Below are 20,728 nucleotides of genomic sequence, written 5' to 3' on the forward strand. Positions count from 1 at the left end.
TTCCCCAGAACAGCCAGCGGCGACGACGCGGGCGCCTGACAGTGGTCACGACGGCCTTTTCCGACCCTGGCCCGGTACCGGCGCCAATCGGCCTCAACCTTCCGATTTCCGGGACGCGAGCGCCCGCAATTGCGTGATCTGGGTACGCACCTCGGCGGAGACATCCGCCCTCGAACTCATCTGGTCCAGAACCTTGATCGCTCCCGTCGCATCGTTGAACCCGTACAGCCGGACATTCGCCTTGAACCATAGCGCATCCACGAGCGACGGATCGGCGGCAAGCGCGTCGTCCACCAGCTGGGCGGCCCGGTCGGGCTTGCCCACCTTGAGCATCAGCCAGCCGATGTGCGCTTTGGCCTCTGCGTTCGCCGGGTCCTGCTCAAGCATCTTCCGGTAGTGTGCCGCGGCAAGATCGTAGCGGCCCTTCTCCATGTAGCGGTTGGCCAGGGCGAGGCGCATTCCGAGCACATCCGGGTTCGCCTGGACGACGGCTTCCATCTCTTTGTCGGTCACATTCGCAAGGTTGCGCCCCGTGACCTCGGGAGCACCCGGCGCGGCGGTTGGTGCTCCTTGGCTCTGCAGCGGCTCGTTGCCGCTGACGAACCCGCCCTGGGGTCGGTCGAGCACATAGCCGGGAAGCAAGACGCCTGCCGCCACCACCGCGATAAGCCCGAGTGCGTAAAGCAGGACCCTGGGCTGGCGCAGGCCACGTCTGGATCGAGCCGGAACCGTCGCGAGCTCTGGCTCCTTCCGCTCGGCGTGTTCCAGCGCCGCGATCGCAGCAGCCGCCTCCCGCTGGTAACCGCGACGCAATCGTGCTTCGACAGCCGGCTCCAATTCGCCCTCCGCGGCCTGCCGATCCAGCTCCAGCAGGTCTCGCAATGCCTGGTCCCTGTCGTTTTCCAGTTCCAGTCGTCGTGCATTCACGGTTCGTCGTCCTCCGCACGCGATCGGTACTCTCGGAGCGCTGCCTCGAGGACGCGGCGCTCCGGCTCGGGCAGATCCGCCGCCTCATCGGGCGGTCTCCGGCGCCGGGTGAGCAGCACGACGACCCCGACCGCGGCGGCGACCAGCGGGAGCAGCCACAACAGCAGACCCGCGCCCGCAGGGGGCGGGTCCAGGAGGACCCACTGGCCATACCGCTCGGTGAAATACGCAATGATCTGCTCGTCGCTGCGGCCGGCCGCCACCTGGTCCGCAACGATCTGGCGCATACTGGCGGCCGTCTGGGACGGTGACTCGGAGATCGCAACGCTCTTGCACGTCGGGCACCTCAGTCGCTGCTCCAGTGTGTAGGCCCGGTCTGCGGTCGTCGGCTGGGCAACAAGCAGGCCGACGACGATCACGGTGAGCAGCGCGGCAATAGCCGCCGCGATCACCGCACCCCCGCGCCACCGGAAGCGGCCTCTAAGCATGAACGTCGACCTCAGCCACGTCGTCTTCCTGCGGCCGCACGGCATCCGGCGCCTGTCTGCGCAGCCGCGGGAGACCGAGTGCCCACAGGCCGCCGACCATCACCAGCAAACCGCCCGCCCACAGCAGCCACATGAACGGGTAACGGTAGAGGCTCAGCCCGACGCTGCCGGCTTCGACGCTCGAGAGGGCGACGTAGATGTCCCGCGTCGAAGTACTCCACACGGCCGGCGTGGCCACCGCCTGCGCCTGATTGTTGAACTTGGTCAGGGCCGGCTCGGCAACGTACACCGTCTTCCCGTCGGCTTCGAACACGATCCGGGCAACGGTGGCGCTGCGGCCGGCTCCCTCTCGCGCGGAGGTGCCCTCGGATCTGAGGGTGTAGCCGGCGAAGGTGGCCGTGTCACCGGATTTGAGCGTCACGCTGGTGCGATCCGCCAGTGTCCCGGAGCTCGCGATGCCCAGTGCCAGGAGCGCCACTCCCAGGTGGGCCAGCTGGCCTCCCCAGTAGCCGCGGCGTCGGTAGAGCATCCGGAACACCGAGGCCGGTCGAAGCGCGGGAGTGGTACGGATCAACTCCTGCACGCTGCCGCCGATGATCAGCATCACGAGGGTCACCACGACGACGACGGGCAGTTCGCGTAGACCCGCGACCACGAGGGCCGCGGTCACCAGGCAGGCGATCAGCAGCGGAACGCTCAGACGACGCCACATCACTGAAGCGCCGGCCCTGCGGTAGGGCATGAACGGTCCGATCCCCATCGCCAGGAGCAGCGCGAACGAAAGCGGCACCGCCATCCGGTCGAAGAACGGCCGGCCCACCGAGACCTGGGCGCCGTTGAACGCCTCTACGACGATCGGGTACAGGGTGCCGAGCACCACGACAAAGGCGAACACACTGAGGATCACATTGTTGGTCAGGAACGCCCCCTCCCGGCTGAGCACGGACTCCGGGCGGCGGTTCGAGGCGAGCTGCTCGCCGCGGAGCGCAAACAGCGTGAAGCCGCCACCGATCACCAGGATGAGGAAACCCAGCAGTGCCGGCCCCACGCCGGACTGGGTGAAGCTGTGAACGGAAGAGATGACGGATGACCTGGTGAGCAAGGTCGCGAGGATCGTCATCGAGAACGTCGCCAGCACCAGCACGAAGTTCCACGCCTGCAGCATTCCCCGTTTGATCTGGAGGGCTGCCGAGTGGATGAAGGCGGTGGCGAGCAGCCAGGGGATGAGGGCAGCGTTCTCCACGGGGTCCCACGCCCAGTAGCCACCCCACCCCAGTACCTCATAGGACCACCAGGCTCCGAAGACGAGACCTCCCGTGAGGAAGGTCCACGCCACCAGGTTGGAGCGGCGGGTGCGGCGCAGCCAGTCGACGCCGCCCTGCTTCAGCACGAGGGCCGACATCGCGAAGGCGAACGGCACGGTGAATCCGACCAGTCCGAGGTAGAGCATCGGCGGATGGATGAGCACCATGAAGTGGTTCTGCAGGATCGGGTTCGGCCCCGGTCCGTCCGCCGGCGGATTGGCAATGATACCGAAGGGGTTCGCCACGGTTGCGACGAGCCCGAAGAAGAACGTGGCGACCAGTCCCATCACGGCTAGTGCTCCGGTGCCGAGCCGGTCATCGAGTTCGCGGACCCGTCTGAAAGTCGCGACGGTGTATCCGACCAGGACGAGCGTCCAGAGCAGGATGCTCCCGGACAACGCCGACCAAGCAGTCGAGATCTTGAACAGCACGGGGGTTGCGCGGGCGGAGTTCTCCGCCACGTACGACACGGAGAAGTCGTTGGTCAGCAGGGCGAACTGGAGTGCACCGAAGGCGACGACGGATCCGATCACCATCGCGCCCACCGCTAACTTCAGCTGTGCCCGGCGTACCGGGCCGTCCGGGCGGCGGAATGCCCGAGCGCCGAGCACGACCAGCGACATGGAACCAGCGAACGCGAGCACGACCGCGGTCCAGCCGACGACCGCGGTCATGGTGTCACCTCACCGGGTGAACTGGCGGAATCAGGCTCCCCGACCCGGTAATTCTGGTCGTGCTTGACGAGCATCGTGTCAGCGTAGAAGGTGTCGCCGCGCCACTGACCCTCCACGACCGCCCCGATGCCAGCGGCGAACAACTGTCCCGGCACACCCTTGTAAACCACGGGCACGGTGGCCTTCGCGTCGGTGAGGGTGAACTTGACTGTGCCCTGCGTCCGGACCACGCTGCCCTTCTGCACCAGGCCGCCGAGACGGAAGCGCTGGTCGGGTCCGCGGTCGCTGCTCTGCGCCACCGCTTCCGAGGGGACCAAGTAATACACGAGGTTCTGATTGAGGTTACCGAAGAGCAGGGAGCCCGTGAGCACCCCGATCACCCCGATCACCGGGATCACGATGGTGCGGTACTTCATTTCAGTGCTTTCAACTGGCGCCGAGCCGTGATTCGACGCCGGTGCAGGATCACGAAGTACCCGATGAGCGACCCGTAGGTCACTGCAAATCCCAGGATTACCCACGACCATTCAGCCACTGATCTTCGATCCTTTCAATTGCGGTGGTTCTATCGATGCTCCGGCCAGGGCGCGGTCACGTGCGACCACCGACTGTTCCAGCGCTTCCTGCCCGGCACCCAGGTTCATCCGTTGCAGGAGCAGCCACAGCCCGATCAGGGTGAAGCCGAGCAGGTTGATCCCGAGCACGATCAGCATGATGTGGTCGATGGTGGGGTCCCCCGGGCGGAGCACGGTGGGGGGCTGGTGGAGGGTGCGCCACCACAGCACGGAGAAGTGCACGATCGGAACCATGCCGAAGGCGACGATCCCGAACACCGCTGAGCGCCGGGCGCGGTCAGCGGGATCCGGTATGGCCCTGCGGAGGGCCAGATAGCCGAGGTAGATGAAGAACAACAGTGCCGTCGTCACCAGCCGGGCATCCCAGGTCCACCACACGCCCCACACCGGCTTACCCCAGATCGAGCCCAGCACGACGGTCAGGCCGGTGAAAAAGACGCCCAGTTCAGCGGATGCCGCTGCAAGCCGGTCATAGACCTCTCGGCGTCGCCACAGCCACCCGACACTGGCGACCAGGGTCAGTCCGAACGCGGCATAGGCAAGCCAGGCCGACGGTACGTGGACGTACATCAACTTCTGCAGGTTTCCCTGGACCCGGTCCGGAGGGGCGAGCAGTGCGGCCACCAGACCCGCGCATCCCGTCACCACTGCGGACACCGGAAGGATCCGGCGGGTCAACACCTTCGAGCGAACCATCAGGGAGCCTCCTCAAGCAGGCGGCCGGCGAACAGCACGGCCAGAAACAGACTCAGGTCGACGACCGTGATCAACAGCAGCCACGGCAGCGCGGAGCGCCCGGAGGCTGTCGCCTCCATGCTCTGGCTCGCGCTGAGCAAGAGCGGCAGCGCCAGGGGCACGATGAGCAGCGGACCGAGTGAGCTGCGCATGCTCAGCCGACGCACCAGTGCTTCCCCGACCACGCCGAGCATTCCCAGACCGACCGCGACGGCCGGCAGGAACGCCAACAGCCACGGCCAACCGGAGAGGATCGGATCGTAGAGCATCACGGCCACCGGTGCGAGCACGACGCCGAGACCCAGCACCAGCAGGCTCGTGGCCACGGCGCTGCCCAGGAGCTGGATGGGCCCGGGTACGCCCGCCAGCAGGAGGACCAGGGACTGTGCGGGAGACCGCAGTGCGCTCTGCCGCAGAATGACGAGCACTCCGAACAGCAGAAGCACGACCCAGTACATGCCCGGCCCGACCTGGCGCAGCAGCGGCACGTCGGTGCCCACCGCGATCGGGATGATCAGCAGGGCGACCGCACCGAATGGCGCAATCACGAGCAGCGTCTCGCCGGAACGCCGCTCGACGAGCAGGCTATTGCGTGCGATCACGGCGCACATCCTGACCGGAGCGATCATCCGAAGCCCGGTACCGGTGAAAGGCGCCCATCGCGCAGCTCGAGCACCTCATCGACCAGCGGTGCCAGCAGTTCCCGATCGTGCGAGACCACCACTGCCGCGCCGGCGCGCTCCCGCACACCGGAGATGAGGAAGTCCACGAGTTCTCGTGCCTCAGGGTCCAGCCCTGCATGGGGTTCATCGAGCAGGAGCAGCGTTGGCTGGCTGATCACGGCGCGGGCGAGCTCGGCGCGCTTGACCATGCCTTGGGAGCAGCGGCCCACCTGTCGGTCGGCAGCTCGCGCCAGCCCCACCGCCTGGAGGGCCGCATCCGCCATCGACGGCGGCCGGCCGTGAAGCTCGGCGATGAAACGCAGGTTCTCCGCCAGGCTCAGCTGCGGATACAGGGCGGAATGATGCCCGATCAGGCAGATGGCCCGCCGAACTTCGGACGGGGGCGGGCCGGCGAGATCAGCCCCGAGCACGAGTGCAGTGCCGCTCGCCGGCCGGTAGGCGCTCGCCGCCAGGTGCAGCAGCGTGGTCTTGCCGGCCCCGTTCGCTCCCACGATTCCCACTGCGTTACCGGCGGCCAGGCGCCAGTCGAGGTCACGCAGCACGGGGGCCCTGTACACATCCAGCGACACCTTGGTGAAGGCGATCAGCTCGGGGCCGCGGTCCGCGCCCTCCCGTCCAGCGATGGCGGACGCCGACGAGCGTTCCGGTAATTCCTCGGCCAGCAGGGTAATACCGGAACTCCCGTCTGTCCCCCGAAGATCAGGTGTTATCATCTGGATTCCATCGCTAGGGAAGTGCTGCATCGAGCACGGTGTCAGCACAGCTGATCCTACCTTCGATATCGCCTCGTTGCTAACCTCGGTCATTCATGGGGTCCGTCACGTTACTTCGTCGGTGCATAAGTGGGTCGGCTTCGGCTGCTTTTTCTGCGTCCCTCGGGTGTGCGCTCGGATGACGGCCGGAAGCTGGACCACCAGACGCTCGAGGCGCTGAGGACCGGGCCGGTGGCGGGGCTCCATCATCGACGAAACCCTGGTCGTCAGGAGGAGCCGCTCGCCGGCTGACCGTCGCGCGGCGTCAGGAGCAACGACGGAAGACCCGCCACGGGATCACGGTGGCGGGTCTTCGTCGCTTCTCGGGCTGCATCGGCGCCCGGGGCGGGACCCACCTTCGCGGGGAGGCGACCGGTCAGGCGGACGCGGTCTCCGGCGCGTACAGGTCGTCGATCGCGGCGGCGAAGTCCGCCACGACCGCGTGCCGCTTGACCTTCAGATTCTCGCTCAGGTGCCCGGACTCCAGGGAGAGCTCCGCGTCCAGCACGGCGAACCTGCGGATCCCCTCGGCGCGGGAGACCTGGGCGTTGGCCGCCTCGACCGCGTGCTGCAGGTGCTCCCGGACCCGCGGGTCGGTTGCCGCCTCGGCGCGGGTCAGGACCCCGAGTCCGTGCCGCGATGCGAACAGGGTGAGTTCCTCCTCGTCGAGGGTCAGCAGGGCAGTGACGTAGCTCCGCTTGTCGCCGACGACGACGGCCTGGTCGATCAGCGGGTCTCGGCGCAGCACCTCCTCGAGCGGGCCCGGTGCCACGTTCTTCCCGCCGGCGGTGACGATCAGGTCCTTGAGCCGACCGGTGACGGAGAGGAACCCGTCGTCGTCGAGCCGACCGACGTCCCCGGTGCGCAGGAAGCCGTCCCCGGGCCGCGGCGGTGCGAGGCCGTCCCGGGGATGCGCGGCGTCGTCCTCCTGTTCGCCGTGGTAACCGGCGAAGACGCCGACGCCGCGGATCAGCACCTCGCCGTCGTCGGCGATCCGCACCGTGGTGCCCGGCAAGGGGATCCCCACCGTACCGACCTTGGTGCTGGTGGGCACGTTCACCGCTGCCGGGGCCGTCGTCTCGGTCAGGCCGTAGCCTTCCAGCACGGTGATCCCGGCTCCGCGGAAGAAGTGGGTCAGCTGGGGGTCGAGAGCGCTCGCCCCGCAGATGGCGTAGGTCAGCGAGCCGCCGAGCGTCGCGCGCAGCCGGCCGTAGAACAGTCGGTCGAACAGGGCGTGCGCCGCCCGGAGCCGCAGCGGGATCACCGGCATCGCGGACGCCGGTCCGCGGTACCAGGCCCGCTCCTGCTCCAACTCCGACCACCGCACGGCGGTGCCCACCGCCGCGGCGAACGGCTTGCCCAGGCCCGCGTTCTCGGCCCGGCGTTGGGTCGCGGAGAAGATCTTCTCGAAGATCCGCGGCACGCCCAGCAAGAAGGTGGGAGCGAACGTCTCGAGGTCGCGCAGCAGGGTGCCGGTGTCGCTCACGTGCCCGACCTGCACCCTGCCAACCAGGCACATCACCTGCACCGCGCGGGCCAGGACGTGTGCCAGCGGCAGGAATATCAGGGTCCTGGCGTTCTCGCCGATCACCTCGGGCAGCACGGGGATGGTGTTGCGGGCCAGGACCGTGAAGTTGCCGTGGGTGATGATGCAGCCCTTGGGCCGGCCGGTCGTGCCGGACGTGTAGACCAGCGACGCGGGCGTGTCCAGGGTGTTGCTGGACCGGTGCGCCTCCAGCAACGCGTCGGCTACCGGCTCGCCGAGCAGACGCAGGTCCGAGAAGTCCGGCCCGTACCCGGCGTCGGACATCAGCCAGATACTCGGGCTGGAGCCGGCCTCCTCGGCGGCGGCCTGCACCGCCCGACGCCGACCGCCGTCGGCGACGAACACGTGGCGCGCCCCGGAGTCCCGGAGGATCCAGGCGATCTGCGTGGGCGCGGAGGTCTCGTAGACGGGAACCGTGACGCCGCCGGCATACCAGATGGCGAAGTCGACCAGGGTCCACTCGTAGCTGGTGGGGGAGAACACGGCCACCGGGTCGGACGGTTTGAGGCCGGAGGCGATCAGCCCGCGGGCGAGGACCTTGACCTGATCCTCGAAGGCTCCGGCGGTCACGTCGGTCCATCCGTCCCCGGACCGGACCGCGTACAGGGGTGCCCACGGACTGCGCTGCGCCAGCTGTGCCAGCAGGTCCGTGGTGTTCGACTGGCGATCCACCGTGACCAGGAGCTCCGTGCTCGCTTCCTTGAAGGGGTGGCTCACCCGTACACGCTCGCTTTCAGATCCAGCTGGGCATCCACATCCGCAGCCGCCATTGCTCGTAGGGGATCACCTCGGCCGTCCAGACCGGCAGGAAGAACGCGCTGAGCAGCAGCACGGTCGCCACGAACACCCCGACCACCACTATGCCCCACCGGCGGCGGGCGACCCGAACGCCGCGGTCGTCGGCGGTTCGCGCGGACCCGAGCACGGCCCCGGCGACCATGGTGAGGCCGAGGACGAGGAACGGTTCGAAGGAGAGGGCGTAGAAGAAGAAGGTGGTCCGGTCCGGGTAGAGGAACCACGGCAGGTAACCGGCAGCCACGCCCGCCAGGATGGCGCCGGCACGCCAGTCACGCCGCCCGATCCACCAGAACAGCAGGCCGATCAGGGCCAGGGCCGCCGCCCACCAGATCAGGGGGTTGCCGACGGACAGGATCGCCGACGAGCACTTCTGCACCTCGCAGCCCGCCACCGGGCCGGTGGGCGACTGGTAGTAGAACGACGTCGGCCGGCCCATCACGAGCCAGGTCCAGGGGCTCGCCTCATAGGGGTGCTCCGTGGTCAGGCCCCGATGGAACTGGTACGCCGTCACATGGTAGTTCCACAGCGAACGCAGGGAGGACGGGATCCAGCCCCACGTCGCCGAGGGGTTCTGCTGCGCCCACTGCCGGCCCCAGGCGTCGCCCGAGAGGAACCAGCCGGTCCAGGCGAACAGGTAGGTGACGAGGCCGACGGGGACGATCGCGACGAAGGCGAGCAACCCGTCCTTGACGATCCCGGCGCGGGCCCAGTGCACGATCCCGGCGAGCCGGCGGGCGTTCATGTCCCACAGCACCGTCATCAGACCGAAGACGGCGATGAAGGACAGCGCCGACCACTTGGTGCCCAGGGCGAGGCCCAGCAGCACGCCGGCGAGCAACCGCCACGGCCGCAGGCCCAGGAACGGCCCGGTCTCGAGCAGGGCGGGACGAGCGGAGGTGACGGTACCGAGACTCGCGGCGGCCGTGTCCGAGAGTCGCCGCGCCAGCCGCCGTCGCCCGTCGTCCCGGTCCAGGAGCAGGGCGACGAAGGCGGCGAGGAGGAAGAAGGAGAGGAAGATGTCCAGCAGCCCCGTCCGGGAGAGCACCAGGTGGTGGCCGTCCACGGCCAGCAACAGTGCGGCGAATCCCGCCAGGACCCGCGACCGGAACAGCAGCCAGGCGGCGACGCCGATCAGCACGACGCTGAGCGTGCCGATCGCCGCGGCGCTGAACCGCCAGCCGAACCCGTTGTCGGTGCCGAACAGCCACATGCCGAACGCGATCAGCCATTTGCCGAGCGGTGGGTGCACGACGTACAGCGGGGTGCTCAGCGGCTGGGGACGGCCGGCGACGAACGCGTCGTTCGCGTTCTCCGGCCAGTTCCGTTCGTAGCCGCTCTGCAGCATCGAGTAGGCGTCCTTGACGTAGTACGTCTCGTCGAACACCAGGGCCCGCGGTTCAGCCAGTCGCACGAACCGGAGCAGGCCGCCGAGGACGGCAGCGACGGCGATCAGCAGCCACCCGACCCTCCCGGGACCGGCCGAGCCGGCGTCCGTCGGGGAACCGATCAGACGCCACTTCAGTGCCGCATACGTCAGGGCCTCGCTCGGCGGCAGCACCAGGCGCCGGGGGTTGCCCCGGGTTCGAACGCCGCGCCGGGAGTCGCGATCCTGGTCCTGCGACGAGCCGCGAACCGCGGAACGAGTCGACGCCGGATCGGTCTCGGTCGGGCTCGCGGGGTGGCTCACCCGTCCATGCTACGGGCCCGTCCCTGTGCGGTTCCCGGCGTGACGGCGAGTGTCGGGCTGCTCCGGCACACGCGACCGGCGGCCGTACGAACGCCCAGTGGGACAGTTTCTACCGATCGGGCGGCCCTGGACACCGCCTCGTCGGGAGGAACTGTCCCACCGGCGATGGGGCGCGCACCGGTACTCCATCGGCCCGGCGGCGCAATGAACGGCGGCGACCCCGGCGACCCGGCCCCGGTGCGCCGAACGGGGGCGACGCCCCCCGCGCGGGTAGCCTCGAGAATGTGGAGCAGCGTGAGGCGACCGGCGGCGCCGCGGGGAGCGTCGGCGGCGGCATCGTCCTGGCGGCGACGCCGATCGGCAACCTGTCCGACGCGAGCGAACGGCTCCGTGACCTGCTCGCGACCGCCGACGTCGTCGCCGCGGAGGACACCCGCCGCCTGCACCGGCTGCTGCAGGGTCTCGGCGTCACGGTCACCGGCACGGTGACGAGCTACCACGAGCACAACGAGGCCAGCCGCACCCCCGAGCTGCTCGAGGCGGCACGGTCGGGCGCCACCGTCCTGATCGTCACCGACGCCGGCATGCCCGCCGTCTCCGATCCCGGGTTCCGGCTGGTCAGTGCGGCCGTGCGGGAGGACGTGCCGGTCACCGTCGCCCCCGGTCCGTCCGCCGTGCTCGCCGCCCTCGCCCTGTCGGGCCTGCCCACCGACCGGTTCTGCTTCGAGGGTTTCCTGCCACGGAAGTCGGGAGAGCGCGCCACCCGGTTGGCCGAGCTGGCGACCGAACCGCGAACGATGGTCTTCTTCGAGGCCCCGCACCGGGTGGAGGCGATGCTCGCGGCCCTGGCTGAGGCGTTCGGCCCGGGCCGGGAGGCGGCCCTGGCCCGGGAGCTGACCAAGCTGCACGAGGAGATCCGGCGCGGGTCCGTGACGGCCCTGCTGACCGGCACCCGGCAGGACCCGCCGCGCGGGGAGATCGTCGTCGTCGTCGCCGGCGCCCCGCCCGCTCCGGCGGTGTCTCTGGACGACGCGCTCGCCGAGGTGACCGCGCTGCGTGCGAGCGGAACACGCCTGAAGGATGCGGCGGCGCAGGTCGCGGCGAGCACCGGGCTGAGCCGCCGGGACCTGTACGAGGCGGCCCTGCGCCGGCCCTGACCCTGATCGTGCACCCGCACCAGCCGACCCCGTCCGACCCGACCGGATGCACATGGACAGGCCCCGGTGCCGCCCGTAGCGTGGGGCCGACGACCGCGGCCGCGTCGCCGTCGGTCGGACACCACCCGAGCCGGACATCGAAGGAGAGTGCCGTGGTCGCCACCATCGCCGAACGTGAGAAGGAGCTCCTCGACCGAGTTCCCACCGGACTGCTGATCGGCGGCCGGTGGCGGGACGCCACCGGCGGTGCGACCTTCGACGTCGAGGACCCCGCCACCGGCCGCACCCTGCTGGCCCTCGCCGACGCGGGTCCCGAGGACGGCAAGGCCGCCCTCGACGCCGCCGTCGCGGCGCAGGAGAGCTGGGCCCGCACCGCGCCGCGGGAACGCAGTGACATCCTCCGCCGCGCCTTCGACGCGGTCACCGCCCGCGCGGACGAGTTCGCCCTGCTGATGACCCTCGAGATGGGCAAGCCGCTGGCCGAGTCGAAGGGCGAGGTCACCTACGGTGCGGAGTTCCTGCGCTGGTTCTCCGAGGAGGCGGTGCGCGCCTTCGGCCGCTACTCCGCCTCGCCGGAGGGCACGTTGCGGGTGCTGACCGTGAAGAAGCCGGTCGGGCCCTGCCTGCTGATCACCCCCTGGAACTTCCCCCTCGCGATGGCCACCCGCAAGGTCGCGCCCGCCATCGCGGCCGGCTGCACCATGGTCCTCAAGCCGGCCAATCTCACCCCGCTGACCTCCCAGCTGTTCGCGCAGGTGCTGCTCGACGCCGGCCTGCCGGCGGGCGTGCTCAACGTCATCCCCACCACCCGTGCCGGCGACGTCACCGGCCCCTTGATCAAGGACAGCAGGCTGCGCAAGCTCTCCTTCACCGGGTCGACGCCGGTCGGCCGTCGGTTGCTCGCCGACGCCGCCGACAACGTGCTGCGCACCTCGATGGAGCTCGGCGGCAACGCCCCGTTCCTCGTGTTCGAGGACGCCGACGTCGACGCCGCCGTCGCCGGTGCGATGGCCGCCAAGATGCGGAACATGGGCGAGGCGTGCACCGCGGCGAACCGGTTCCTCGTGCACCGGGACGTCGCGGAGGCCTTCAGCACGGCGCTCGCCGGGAAGATGAAGGCCCTCACCCTGGGCCGTGGCACCGAGGAGTCCACGACGGTCGGCCCGCTGATCGACGCGAAGAGCCGGGACAAGGTCGACGAACTGGTGTCCGCCGCCGTGAGCTCCGGCGCGAAACCCCTCGTGGGGGGTGCCCCGGCCGAGGGCGACGGCTACTTCTACCAGCCCACGGTGCTCACCGACGTGCCCGCGGACAACCGGATCCTGCAGGAGGAGATCTTCGGGCCGGTCGCGCCGATCACCGTGTTCGACGACGAGGACGAGGCCGTGCGGCTGGCCAACGCCACCGAGTACGGGCTGGCCGCGTACGTGTTCACCCGCGACCTGGGCCGTGGCCTGCGGATCGGCGAACGGCTCGAGGTCGGCCTGCTGGGGCTGAACGCCGGCGTCATCTCCAACGCGTCGGCCCCGTTCGGCGGCGTCAAGCAGTCCGGCATGGGCCGCGAGGGTGGGCCGGAGGGCCTGTCCGAGTACCTCTCCACCCAGTACGTCGGTATCAGCGACCCCTGGGCCGACCGGGCCTGACGACGGGGCGCAACAGCGACCGCGGCGCGATCGCCGCACGCCAGCGGGACCGCCGGGACAGCGGTCGCCGTAGCGCGGCGCGGAGTTCCTCCACGTCGGAGGCCCGGACGCGACCGGTGTCGGCGTCGCCCCCGTCAGGAGAGCCGGTGACGACGCCGGGGGCCGGCCGTGCTCCGGCCGCCACCGGCGGGCCGTACCGGGTCCGTTCGACCGCCGTGACCACCCGGTTCGCCGCCGGCAGCCCGCCCGACGCCGTGTCCGAGGGTGACCCGAGCCGGGAGAGGAAACCACGGGGGGTCTCGTGGGCCCCGGGCCCGCGACCGACGTCGACGGCCGTGTCGACGACCTCCCGCCAGGCGGCCTGGGCGGCGATCCCGTCGTCGGCGGTGCGCACGAGGCCCAGTCGGCGGCGCCGCCGGGCCACGCGGATGAGCGCCGGCACCGTCAGGAGCGCCGCCAGCAGGATCACACCCGCGGCCAGGCCCGCGGGCCACGGCGAGCTGGCGGCGGTGGCCTCGGCCGGGTCGCCGCCCGGTGCGGGCGTGGCCGGAGGGGTCTCCGGCGCGGTGGGTGCCGGTGCGTTCGCCTGCCGGCGGGGGTCCTCGTTGCCGTTCGGCGACGCGGTGGTGCCGCTGCCGGGGGTGATGGTGTAAGCGGGCACGACGCCGCGCCCGGGCGTCGGCTCGAACGGGACCCAGCCGTAGTTCTCGAACCAGAGCTCCGGCCACGCGTGCGCGTCCCGGGAGTCCGAGGCGAAGGTCCGCCATTGCTGACCGCTCGGCGCCCGGTTGACGTCGCCGACCGGGTCCTCCGCCGTCCGCCCCGGCGCCAGTCCCACGACGATCCGGCTCGGAATGCCCATGGCCCGGGCGAGTACCGCCATCGTGGACGCGAAGTGCACGCAGTAGCCCTCGCGCTGGGTGAGGAACTCCCCGACGATCCGGATCCCGGTGCCGTCGTAGCCCTTGCGCCCGGGTGCGTCGAGGGAGTAGGTGAAGTCCCCGCCACGCAGGAACTGTTGGATGGCCAGGCCGCGGGCGAAGTGGTCCGGGGTGGTGGCGGCGATCCGGTCCGCGGTCTGGGTGATCACCGCCGGCATCTTCGCGGGCAGCTGCAGGAAGGATGCCATCGAGGCGGGGACCCGGTTGGGCGAGTCGAGTAGCCCCTGCCGGGTCAGGGTGGGACTGACGATCTGGGTGGTGTACTCGGCCGACCGGTAGCCGCGCCCGTCCGCGCTGCGCACGTCCCCGGTCGTCGGGTTCACGACCCAGCTGCCCTCCGTGGTGCCGATGAACCGGGAGTTCTGCGGTACCGGCAGCCACGGCATGGCGTAACCGCTGATGAGCACGCGGGCGTAGTCGGTGCGGCCGGCGGCGCCGGGCGAGTCGTCGGTCAGCGTGTTGCGTAGCGGCTGGTAGGAACGGGGGTCCGGGTCGGGGCCCCACTGGCTGCCGTCCAGGTTCGTGATCGTCGACATCCTCAGGTAGACCGGCCCGTCCGCGGTCGTCGAGTACCGCACTTCGCCCCGTCCGGCCTGCGGTGTTTTCAGGTCGTCGCCGAGCCGGATCAGGGGACTGACGCGGTCGTCGGGCTCGACCAGCCGCAGCCGGGTGCCGTGCGGGAAGATGCCCGCCGTGAAACCGGGGATGGCGGCGGGGACCGCCAGGGAGGCGACCAGCACGACGACGCACAGGATCGCCGTCGAGACCCATCCGGCCGGCGCCGAATCGGTGGCACCGGACCCCGGACCGCTCTCGGTCCGCTTCGGGCCCTGTCCCGCCCCGACTCGCTCGCCCCCGGTTCTCTGCGCACCGGTGAGGGGTGCCGCTGCCTGCGCCTCGCGACGGAGCGCCCACGCGTGCCCGGTGGCCAGGACCAGCAGGTAGCCGGCCGCCGCGCCGGCGAAGCCGGTCACCTCGATGCTGTCCGGCCGCATCAGCGCCGGCACCAGCAGCAGCGCCACCAGGGGCACCCCACCGAGCGCCGGCATCCGCAGGCTGAAGGTGATGGCCTCGATCACGAGGCCGACCAGGCCCGCGGCGAGCGAGAACAGCAGCAGGAGCCCGGTGTCGGCCTCGACCGGGATCGCGGACGTACGGACCAGGTCGGAGGTCGCCGCCAGGGCGTCACCCGCCGCGGCCAGGGTGCTTCCCGTGGGCAGCACCCCGAACAGGGTCGTGCTCGGGAAGTACACGGCGCTGACGGCCGCCACCAGCACGACCGCGCCGGTGACGGTCACCAGTCCGTCCGGTGCCCGGAACACACGCAGCGCGGCGACCGGCACCAGCGCGACGGCGGTGCACACGAGCACCGGGACCAGCCACGCCTGCCCCAGCAGCACCCCGGTGACCGGCAGCAGCGTGAGTCCGACGGCGACCAGGACGACGAGCGGGGGAACCGCGCCGCGGAGATCCGGGCGGCCGCGACGGGCCCGGCTGCGGGCGTCGTCCGGGGCCGCCTCGGGGCCGGCCGGCCGGGTACCGGTAACGGTCATCGGGTCGATCCTCTGCCGGTGGTGCTGGTGGTGGTGACCCCGGGCGTGGACCCGGGAACGGGCGTGGCGGGGACGGCGTGACGCGGCCGGGCCGCTCGCTCGCGCGTCCACGCGTCCCACACGGAGCGGACCGTCTCGTGCCGGCCGACCGCGACGGCGGTCCACCCAGCGTCGCGCAGGCGGTCCAGGGTGCGGACCGCCGCGTCGGGACGCGGCACGACGAGGACGACGTACGCGGCGGCGACCGTGCCGGCCAGAGCGGCCAACCGGGTCGTCTCCGCGTCGGTGAGCTCGCCGGCCAACACGAACAGGTCACCGTCGGCTGTATCTCGGGGCAGGTCCCTCAGCCCCGCCGGGTCGAAGACCGGACCGGCCGCAGTGGTGCCGGCCACGATCGGGTCGTCGGTCCCGGTCCGGTGCCGGGACCTCGAACCACGCGACCGGTGACCGGCGCGGCCGGGCTCCTGCCCCTCGTGGGCGGCCGCCCGCAGGGAGAGCCCGGCCAGTCCGGTCGCGAGATCCGCGATCCCCGCGGCGCGGGAGAAGGAATCCTGGCGGGGGTCCACCGCCGTGGTGCTGGTGTGCAGCAGCGGTCGCCCGTCCGCGCTCCGCACCAGCACGTCCGCGCCCGCCCGGCTCAGCTCGGCGGCGACGGAGAGGCCGAGACTGACCACCAGCTCGAACCCGTCGCTGGTCACCAGGTTCCCACTGCCGGGACCCGGCGCGAACGCGGCGCCGGTGCGGGAGAGGTGCGCGCCGATGCGGTCATCGACCAGCAGGACCGCCGGCGGGGTGGTGGTGCTCAGTTCCTGGCGCACCATGAGCGAGCCGTGCCGGGCGCTGGCCGGCCAGTGCACGCGGCGCAGCGGATCCCCCGGGCGGTACTCGCGGGTGCTGACGTCGACCTCGGTGCGGGCGGTGGTGCGCACGGCGGGGCTCATCCCGCGCACGTCCCGCCACCCCTCGTCCGGGCCGCCGCGCAGGTCGACCAGCCGGGGCCGGACGACGACCGTGTCGGGGTCGCCGGTGAGCACGTGCCGCACCGTCATCCCGAAGGGATCCTGCCGGCGCAGTCGCAGCGGGCCGACGGCGTAGACGCCACGCCGGGTCGGGTGCAGCTCGTACCGGTACCGACCGCGCACCGTGCCCCGCCGCTGCGCGCCGTCGCCGTCGCCGTCGCCGTCGCCGTCGACGCCGGGAGTCTGTCCCGGGTCCGGGACCCGGAACCCCAACGGGCTGCCGAGCGCCGGGTCGACGTCCTCCTGGGCGAGGGCGCGGCCCCCGTGCACGGTGCCGTCGACCGCCAGGTGCACGCGCACCGGCCGACCCACCTCCGCCTGCGCGGGATCAAGCCGGCGGCGTGCGGTCAGCGCGGGGCGGGACCACCGCAGGTGGAGCAGGCCGGCGGTGGGCAGCAGAGCGAGGAAGATCCCCACCGAGAGCAGGTCCCGCCGGCCCAGCACCTGGGCGGCCAGCAGGGCCACCACCGCGAGCGCGAGGAAACACCAGCCGCGACGGGTCAGTGGCCAGGCGGTGACGTTCGCGGCACGGGTGGACGGCACCGCACGGCCGTCACCCGCTCGTCGGGCGCCGTTCTGCCGCCGACCGAGCCCGCGGCCGGTTGCCGACCCGCCCCGGTGCCGGTCGGCGGCCCCACGGGAGCCCGGTGTGGTGGTGTCACGGTACATGGGGTGCCGTTCCCGTCCGCCGGGCCCGCCGGCTCAGCCGCGGCCCGACTCGACCGGCACGGACCCGAGGATGGCGTCCAGGATCTGCGCCACCCCGGCGTCGGGATCGGTCGACCGCCGTACCGGCACCAGCCGGTGGGCGAGCACGGTCGACGCCAGCCGAGCGACGTCGTCGGGCAGCACGTAGTCCCGACCCGAGAGCGCGGCCTCGGCCTTCGCCGCGCGCAGCAGGTGCAGCAGGGCGCGAGGACTCGCGCCGAGCGCCAGGCCGGCGTGCGCCCGCGTCGCCGTCCCGATCCGCACCACGTAGGCGTGCACCGCGTCGGAGACGTACACCGCCCGCACCTGCCGGATCAGGGACCCGACCTCGTCCAGACCGATCACCGGCCGCAGATCCTCCAGCGGCGAGGCCGCCTGGTGGGTCCGGAGCATGGTCACCTCGGCGGACTCGTCCGGATAGCCGAGAGCCACCCGCGCCATGAACCGGTCCCGTTGCGCCTCCGGCAGCGCGTAGGTGCCCTCCATCTCCAGGGGATTCTGCGTCGCGACCACCATGAACGGTTCGGGCAGGGAATGGGTCACGCCGTCGGCGGTGACCTGCCGTTCCTCCATGCATTCGAGCATCGCCGACTGGGTCTTCGCCGAAGCCCGGTTGATCTCGTCGGCGATGACCAGGTGGGCGAACACCGGGCCGGGCCGGAACTCGAACGCGGTGGTGCGCTGGTCGAAGATGGACACCCCGGTCACGTCCGAGGGCAGCAGGTCCGGGGTGAACTGGATCCGGGTGACCGTCGCGTCGACGGTGCGCGCCAACGAGCGGGCCAGCAGGGTCTTGCCGACCCCGGGAACGTCCTCGAGCAACAGGTGGCCTTCGGCGAGCAACACCGTCAACGCGGTGCGCGCCGCCGCGGCCTTGCCGTCGATGACCGTGCCGATCGCGTCGAGCACCGCCGTCGTCAGTGCTGCGAAGGGCGCCTCGGTCAACTCGGCCGCGGTGCCGGGGTGGGCGTTGGTCGCCATGAAGTCTCCGCTCGTCCCGACGCGGCACCCGCACCGCCCGGTGGGCGTGCACGGCCGCGATCGGTCCAGCCTACCCAACCACCCGCTGGCTACGCTGGGCCCATGGTCTCCTCCTCCGCTCCTCGGCCGTCCGCGACCGACCAGGCCCCGCCCGAGTACCGGGCGGTTCCGACGGCCGGGACGGGGCCGGTCGACAGCGACGGAGAAGACAGCGCCGGAGAAGACAGTGCCGGGGCCGGCGCCGGACGACGGCGCAGGTCGACCGGGGAGAACGGCCGGTCCCGCCGGCTCACCTACCCCCCCGCCCCCGAGCCGCTCCCGTTGCCCGTGCTGGACAACCACACGCACCTCGACTTCCACGACGGCCTCGTCGAGGTGGGGGTCGCCGCCGCCCTGGACGCCGCCGAACGGGTGGGCGTCGCCGGTGCCGTGCAGGTCGGTTGCGACCTGGCGTCCTCCCGGTTCACGGTCGCCGCGCTCGAGCAGGACCCCCGACTGCTCGGGGCCGTCGCCATCCACCCCAACGACGCCGTCCGCTACGCGGGCCGGGGCGAGCTCGACACCGCCCTGGCCGAGATCGAGGCGCTCGCCGGCCACCCCCGGGTCCGCGCGATCGGGGAGACGGGACTGGACTACTTCCGCACCCGGCGCGAGGACGCCGCGCCGCAGCACGCCTCGTTCCGCCGCCACCTGGACCTCGCCTGCCGGCTGGGCAAGGCCCTGCAGATCCACGACCGGGACGCGCACGACGACGTCGTCGCGATCCTGCGGGAGGAGCCGGAGCCTCCCGCCGTCGTGTTCCACAGTTTCTCCGGCGACGGCGAGCTGGCCCGGCTGTGCAACGAGCGCGGCTGGTACATGTCGTTCTCCGGCACCGTCTCCTTCGGCAACGCCGACCCCCAGCGCGAGGCCCTGCGGATCGCTCGTCGTGACCTCGTCCTGGTGGAGACCGACGCCCCGTTCCTTACCCCGCATCCCCACCGCGGTCGTCCCAACGCCAGCTACCTCATCCCCGTCACGGTGCGGTCGATGGCGGAAACGCGCGGTGCCGATCTGGCCGAACTGTGCGCCGACCTGCGGGCGAACACCGAACGCGTGTACGGGTCCTGGCAGCCCGTTCCCGTCGGCCGCACCACATGAGCGACGGCCGGCCCCGACGGGCGTCCGGCAGGGGTGCGGTTGGCTTTCAGGTCACGACCCGGTTACGGTCGTGACGAGGGACCGGCCCCCGCGGCGGGTCGGTCGACGTCCCGGTGCCGGGTCCGCGCCGTCTCCGTGGATATCCGGTGGGGGATCATCAGGAATTCGGGGGCTGACCATCGTGACCATCCGCCTGCACCGTCGTCGGGGGGTACCTCGCCGGACGAATCGCCGGCTCATCGGCGTTCTCCTCGGTGCCGTTCTCGTCGGCCTGCTCGCGGCCGTCGGCGCGATCGGTCTGGCCGTGGCCGCACCCGCTCGTGCCGTCACGATCACGGTCGACGACGGCACCGGCGCGCCGAGCAGCACCGCCGTCCGCACCGGCGCCAGCCGGGTGAGCGAGGTGCTGGCGCGGGCGGGGGTCACCGTGCGGGCCGGTGATCTGGTCGAGCCGGCGCAGGACCGGTCGGTGGGCAGTGACGACGCCATCCGGATCACCCGGGCGATGCGGCTGGACCTGGTCATCGACGGCCGGCCCCGGCAGATCACGACGCTCCTGCGCACGGTGGGACAGTTGCTCGAATTCCTCGACCTGCCGGACGGCTCGCGCGCCGTCGTCCCCGACGACCGCGAACTGCGGACCGCACCCCGACCGCTGGCCATCGCGACCCCGAAGCGCATCACCATCGCGGCCGACGGCCGGACCCGGACCGTGCGCACCGCCGCCCCCACGATCCGGCAGGCCGTGACCGAACAGGGCATCCGGCTCGGGCCTCGCGATCAGATCGCCCCCGACGGCACCCGGGTGCCGACCGTTGACCTGCGGATCACCGTGACCCGGATCGGCAGCGGCCCGGCGGTGGAGCAGCGGGAGCAGATCCCGTTCGGCACCGAGGTGCGACAGGACCCCACCCGGTTCGCCGGCGAGACGACCGTGCTGCGCGAAGGCCGGCCCGGGGAGATCGTGCGCATCTACCGCACGCGAACGGTGAACGGTGAACCGCGGGACCGCATGCTCGTGGGCAGCCGCACCGTGCGCGAGCCCGTCTCCCGCATCGTCTCCGTCGGCACGTTGGACCGACCCGGTCGGCCGGCACCGGCGCGGCCCGGCCTCGGCGGTCTCGGGCCGCTGCGACCCGCTCCCACCGCACCGGCCCCGCCGGCTCCCGGGCAGACCGAACAGTACTCCCTCCCGCGGCAGCCCGTCCCCGGCCAACCACGGCCGACGAGTCCGTCACCGACCAGCCCACCGACCAGCCCACCGACGAGCCCGCCGCCGGCTCCGAAGCCTACGAGCCGGCCGACGAGCCCGCCACCCACGAGCCGGCCGACGAGCCCGCCGCCGGGCCGGGACACCGGTGCGACGTCGCGCGGCGACATCGAGGGGACGGAGGCCGCGGCGTCGCTACGATGACAG

At 71.6% G+C, this 20,728-nt stretch carries 16 protein-coding genes; 4 read left to right on the forward strand and 12 right to left on the reverse strand.

Annotated elements, in window-relative coordinates; translation table 11 throughout:
- Window positions 1-93: 93 nt before the first annotated feature.
- The 9 genes from BKD30_RS10675 to BKD30_RS10715 form a co-directional block, all read right to left on the reverse strand.
- Window positions 94-927: a tetratricopeptide repeat protein gene (locus tag BKD30_RS10675; RefSeq protein ID WP_076704534.1), complete on the reverse strand. Its 834-nt coding sequence runs from the start codon at window positions 925-927 to the stop codon at window positions 94-96.
- Entirely contained in the window at window positions 924-1,415 is a 492-nt protein-coding gene (locus BKD30_RS10680) for a cytochrome c-type biogenesis protein (RefSeq protein WP_076704535.1), read from the reverse strand. Before BKD30_RS10680 ends, BKD30_RS10675 begins: the two co-directional genes overlap by 4 nt.
- Window positions 1,408-3,393, reverse strand: a complete 1,986-nt coding sequence (locus tag BKD30_RS10685) for a heme lyase CcmF/NrfE family subunit (protein ID WP_076704537.1) — start codon at window positions 3,391-3,393, stop codon at window positions 1,408-1,410. The genes BKD30_RS10680 and BKD30_RS10685 overlap by 8 nt, the downstream gene beginning before the upstream one ends.
- Window positions 3,390-3,809, reverse strand: coding sequence for a cytochrome c maturation protein CcmE (locus BKD30_RS10690; protein ID WP_076704539.1), 420 nt, complete (start codon window positions 3,807-3,809; stop codon window positions 3,390-3,392). Before BKD30_RS10690 ends, BKD30_RS10685 begins: the two co-directional genes overlap by 4 nt.
- Before the next feature lie 111 nt (window positions 3,810-3,920).
- On the reverse strand, window positions 3,921-4,664 hold the full coding sequence (ccsA, locus tag BKD30_RS10695) for a cytochrome c biogenesis protein CcsA (protein ID WP_143588161.1): 744 nt from the start codon (window positions 4,662-4,664) through the stop codon (window positions 3,921-3,923).
- Window positions 4,664-5,305 carry a heme exporter protein CcmB gene (locus BKD30_RS10700; protein WP_218189297.1) on the reverse strand — a complete coding sequence of 214 codons (642 nt, stop codon included), beginning with the start codon at window positions 5,303-5,305 and terminating at the stop codon, window positions 4,664-4,666. Before BKD30_RS10700 ends, ccsA begins: the two co-directional genes overlap by 1 nt.
- Window positions 5,306-5,328: 23 nt before the next feature.
- Window positions 5,329-6,129, reverse strand: a complete 801-nt coding sequence (locus tag BKD30_RS10705; RefSeq protein WP_218189298.1) for an ABC transporter ATP-binding protein — start codon at window positions 6,127-6,129, stop codon at window positions 5,329-5,331.
- Window positions 6,130-6,514: 385 nt separating this feature from the next.
- A complete protein-coding gene (locus BKD30_RS10710) occupies window positions 6,515-8,401 on the reverse strand; it encodes an AMP-dependent synthetase/ligase (RefSeq protein ID WP_076704543.1) in 1,887 nt (628 codons plus the stop codon).
- Window positions 8,402-8,417: 16 nt separating this feature from the next.
- The gene (locus tag BKD30_RS10715) at window positions 8,418-10,169 is read right to left on the reverse strand and encodes a dolichyl-phosphate-mannose--protein mannosyltransferase (protein WP_076704545.1); all 1,752 of its coding nucleotides are present in this window, start codon (window positions 10,167-10,169) and stop codon (window positions 8,418-8,420) included.
- Window positions 10,170-10,453: 284 nt separating this feature from the next.
- On the opposite strand from BKD30_RS10715, the gene rsmI reads away from it, so the two are divergent.
- A complete protein-coding gene (rsmI, locus tag BKD30_RS10720) occupies window positions 10,454-11,326 on the forward strand; it encodes a 16S rRNA (cytidine(1402)-2'-O)-methyltransferase (RefSeq protein WP_076704546.1) in 873 nt (290 codons plus the stop codon).
- Window positions 11,327-11,478: 152 nt separating this feature from the next.
- Complete coding sequence (locus tag BKD30_RS10725) at window positions 11,479-12,969, forward strand: NAD-dependent succinate-semialdehyde dehydrogenase (protein WP_076704548.1); 1,491 nt, start codon at window positions 11,479-11,481, stop codon at window positions 12,967-12,969.
- On the opposite strand, the gene BKD30_RS10730 is transcribed toward BKD30_RS10725, so the two are convergent.
- The 3 genes from BKD30_RS10730 to BKD30_RS10740 are packed head-to-tail and all read right to left on the reverse strand — an operon-like array spanning window position 12,941 to window position 18,171.
- Window positions 12,941-15,463, reverse strand: a complete 2,523-nt coding sequence (locus BKD30_RS10730; RefSeq protein WP_083956319.1) for a transglutaminase family protein — start codon at window positions 15,461-15,463, stop codon at window positions 12,941-12,943. The two genes, BKD30_RS10725 and BKD30_RS10730, sit on opposite strands and share 29 nt — an antisense overlap.
- The gene (locus BKD30_RS10735) at window positions 15,460-17,151 is read right to left on the reverse strand and encodes a DUF58 domain-containing protein (RefSeq protein WP_076704552.1); all 1,692 of its coding nucleotides are present in this window, start codon (window positions 17,149-17,151) and stop codon (window positions 15,460-15,462) included. The genes BKD30_RS10730 and BKD30_RS10735 overlap by 4 nt, the downstream gene beginning before the upstream one ends.
- Window positions 17,152-17,184: 33 nt before the next feature.
- Window positions 17,185-18,171, reverse strand: coding sequence for an AAA family ATPase (locus tag BKD30_RS10740; RefSeq protein WP_076704553.1), 987 nt, complete (start codon window positions 18,169-18,171; stop codon window positions 17,185-17,187).
- A gap of 102 nt (window positions 18,172-18,273) precedes the next feature.
- Between BKD30_RS10740 and BKD30_RS10745 the strand changes: the two genes are divergently transcribed.
- Both BKD30_RS10745 and BKD30_RS10750 read left to right on the forward strand, forming a co-directional pair.
- The gene (locus BKD30_RS10745) at window positions 18,274-19,311 is read left to right on the forward strand and encodes a TatD family hydrolase (protein ID WP_083956322.1); all 1,038 of its coding nucleotides are present in this window, start codon (window positions 18,274-18,276) and stop codon (window positions 19,309-19,311) included.
- 181 nt (window positions 19,312-19,492) lie between these two features.
- Complete coding sequence (locus tag BKD30_RS10750) at window positions 19,493-20,725, forward strand: ubiquitin-like domain-containing protein (protein WP_076704555.1); 1,233 nt, start codon at window positions 19,493-19,495, stop codon at window positions 20,723-20,725.
- The last annotated feature ends 3 nt before the right edge of the window (window positions 20,726-20,728 follow it).

This window comes from Tersicoccus phoenicis, assembly GCF_001968835.1.
GTDB classification, from domain to species: domain Bacteria; phylum Actinomycetota; class Actinomycetes; order Actinomycetales; family Micrococcaceae; genus Tersicoccus; species Tersicoccus phoenicis.

Bases quoted from the DNA above. Each gene is read 5' to 3' on its own strand.
- BKD30_RS10680 (WP_076704535.1), bottom strand. From the start codon at position 1,415: ATGCTTAGAGGCCGCTTCCGGTGGCGCGGGGGTGCGGTGATCGCGGCG.
- BKD30_RS10685 (WP_076704537.1), bottom strand. From the start codon at position 3,393: ATGACCGCGGTCGTCGGCTGGACCGCGGTCGTGCTCGCGTTCGCTGGT.
- BKD30_RS10690 (WP_076704539.1), bottom strand. From the start codon at position 3,809: ATGAAGTACCGCACCATCGTGATCCCGGTGATCGGGGTGATCGGGGTG.
- ccsA (WP_143588161.1), bottom strand. From the start codon at position 4,664: ATGGTTCGCTCGAAGGTGTTGACCCGCCGGATCCTTCCGGTGTCCGCA.
- BKD30_RS10705 (WP_218189298.1), bottom strand. From the start codon at position 6,129: ATGCAGCACTTCCCTAGCGATGGAATCCAGATGATAACACCTGATCTT.
- BKD30_RS10730 (WP_083956319.1), bottom strand. From the start codon at position 15,463: ATGACCGTTACCGGTACCCGGCCGGCCGGCCCCGAGGCGGCCCCGGAC.
- BKD30_RS10735 (WP_076704552.1), bottom strand. From the start codon at position 17,151: ATGTACCGTGACACCACCACACCGGGCTCCCGTGGGGCCGCCGACCGG.
- BKD30_RS10740 (WP_076704553.1), bottom strand. From the start codon at position 18,171: ATGGCGACCAACGCCCACCCCGGCACCGCGGCCGAGTTGACCGAGGCG.
- BKD30_RS10745 (WP_083956322.1), top strand. From the start codon at position 18,274: ATGGTCTCCTCCTCCGCTCCTCGGCCGTCCGCGACCGACCAGGCCCCG.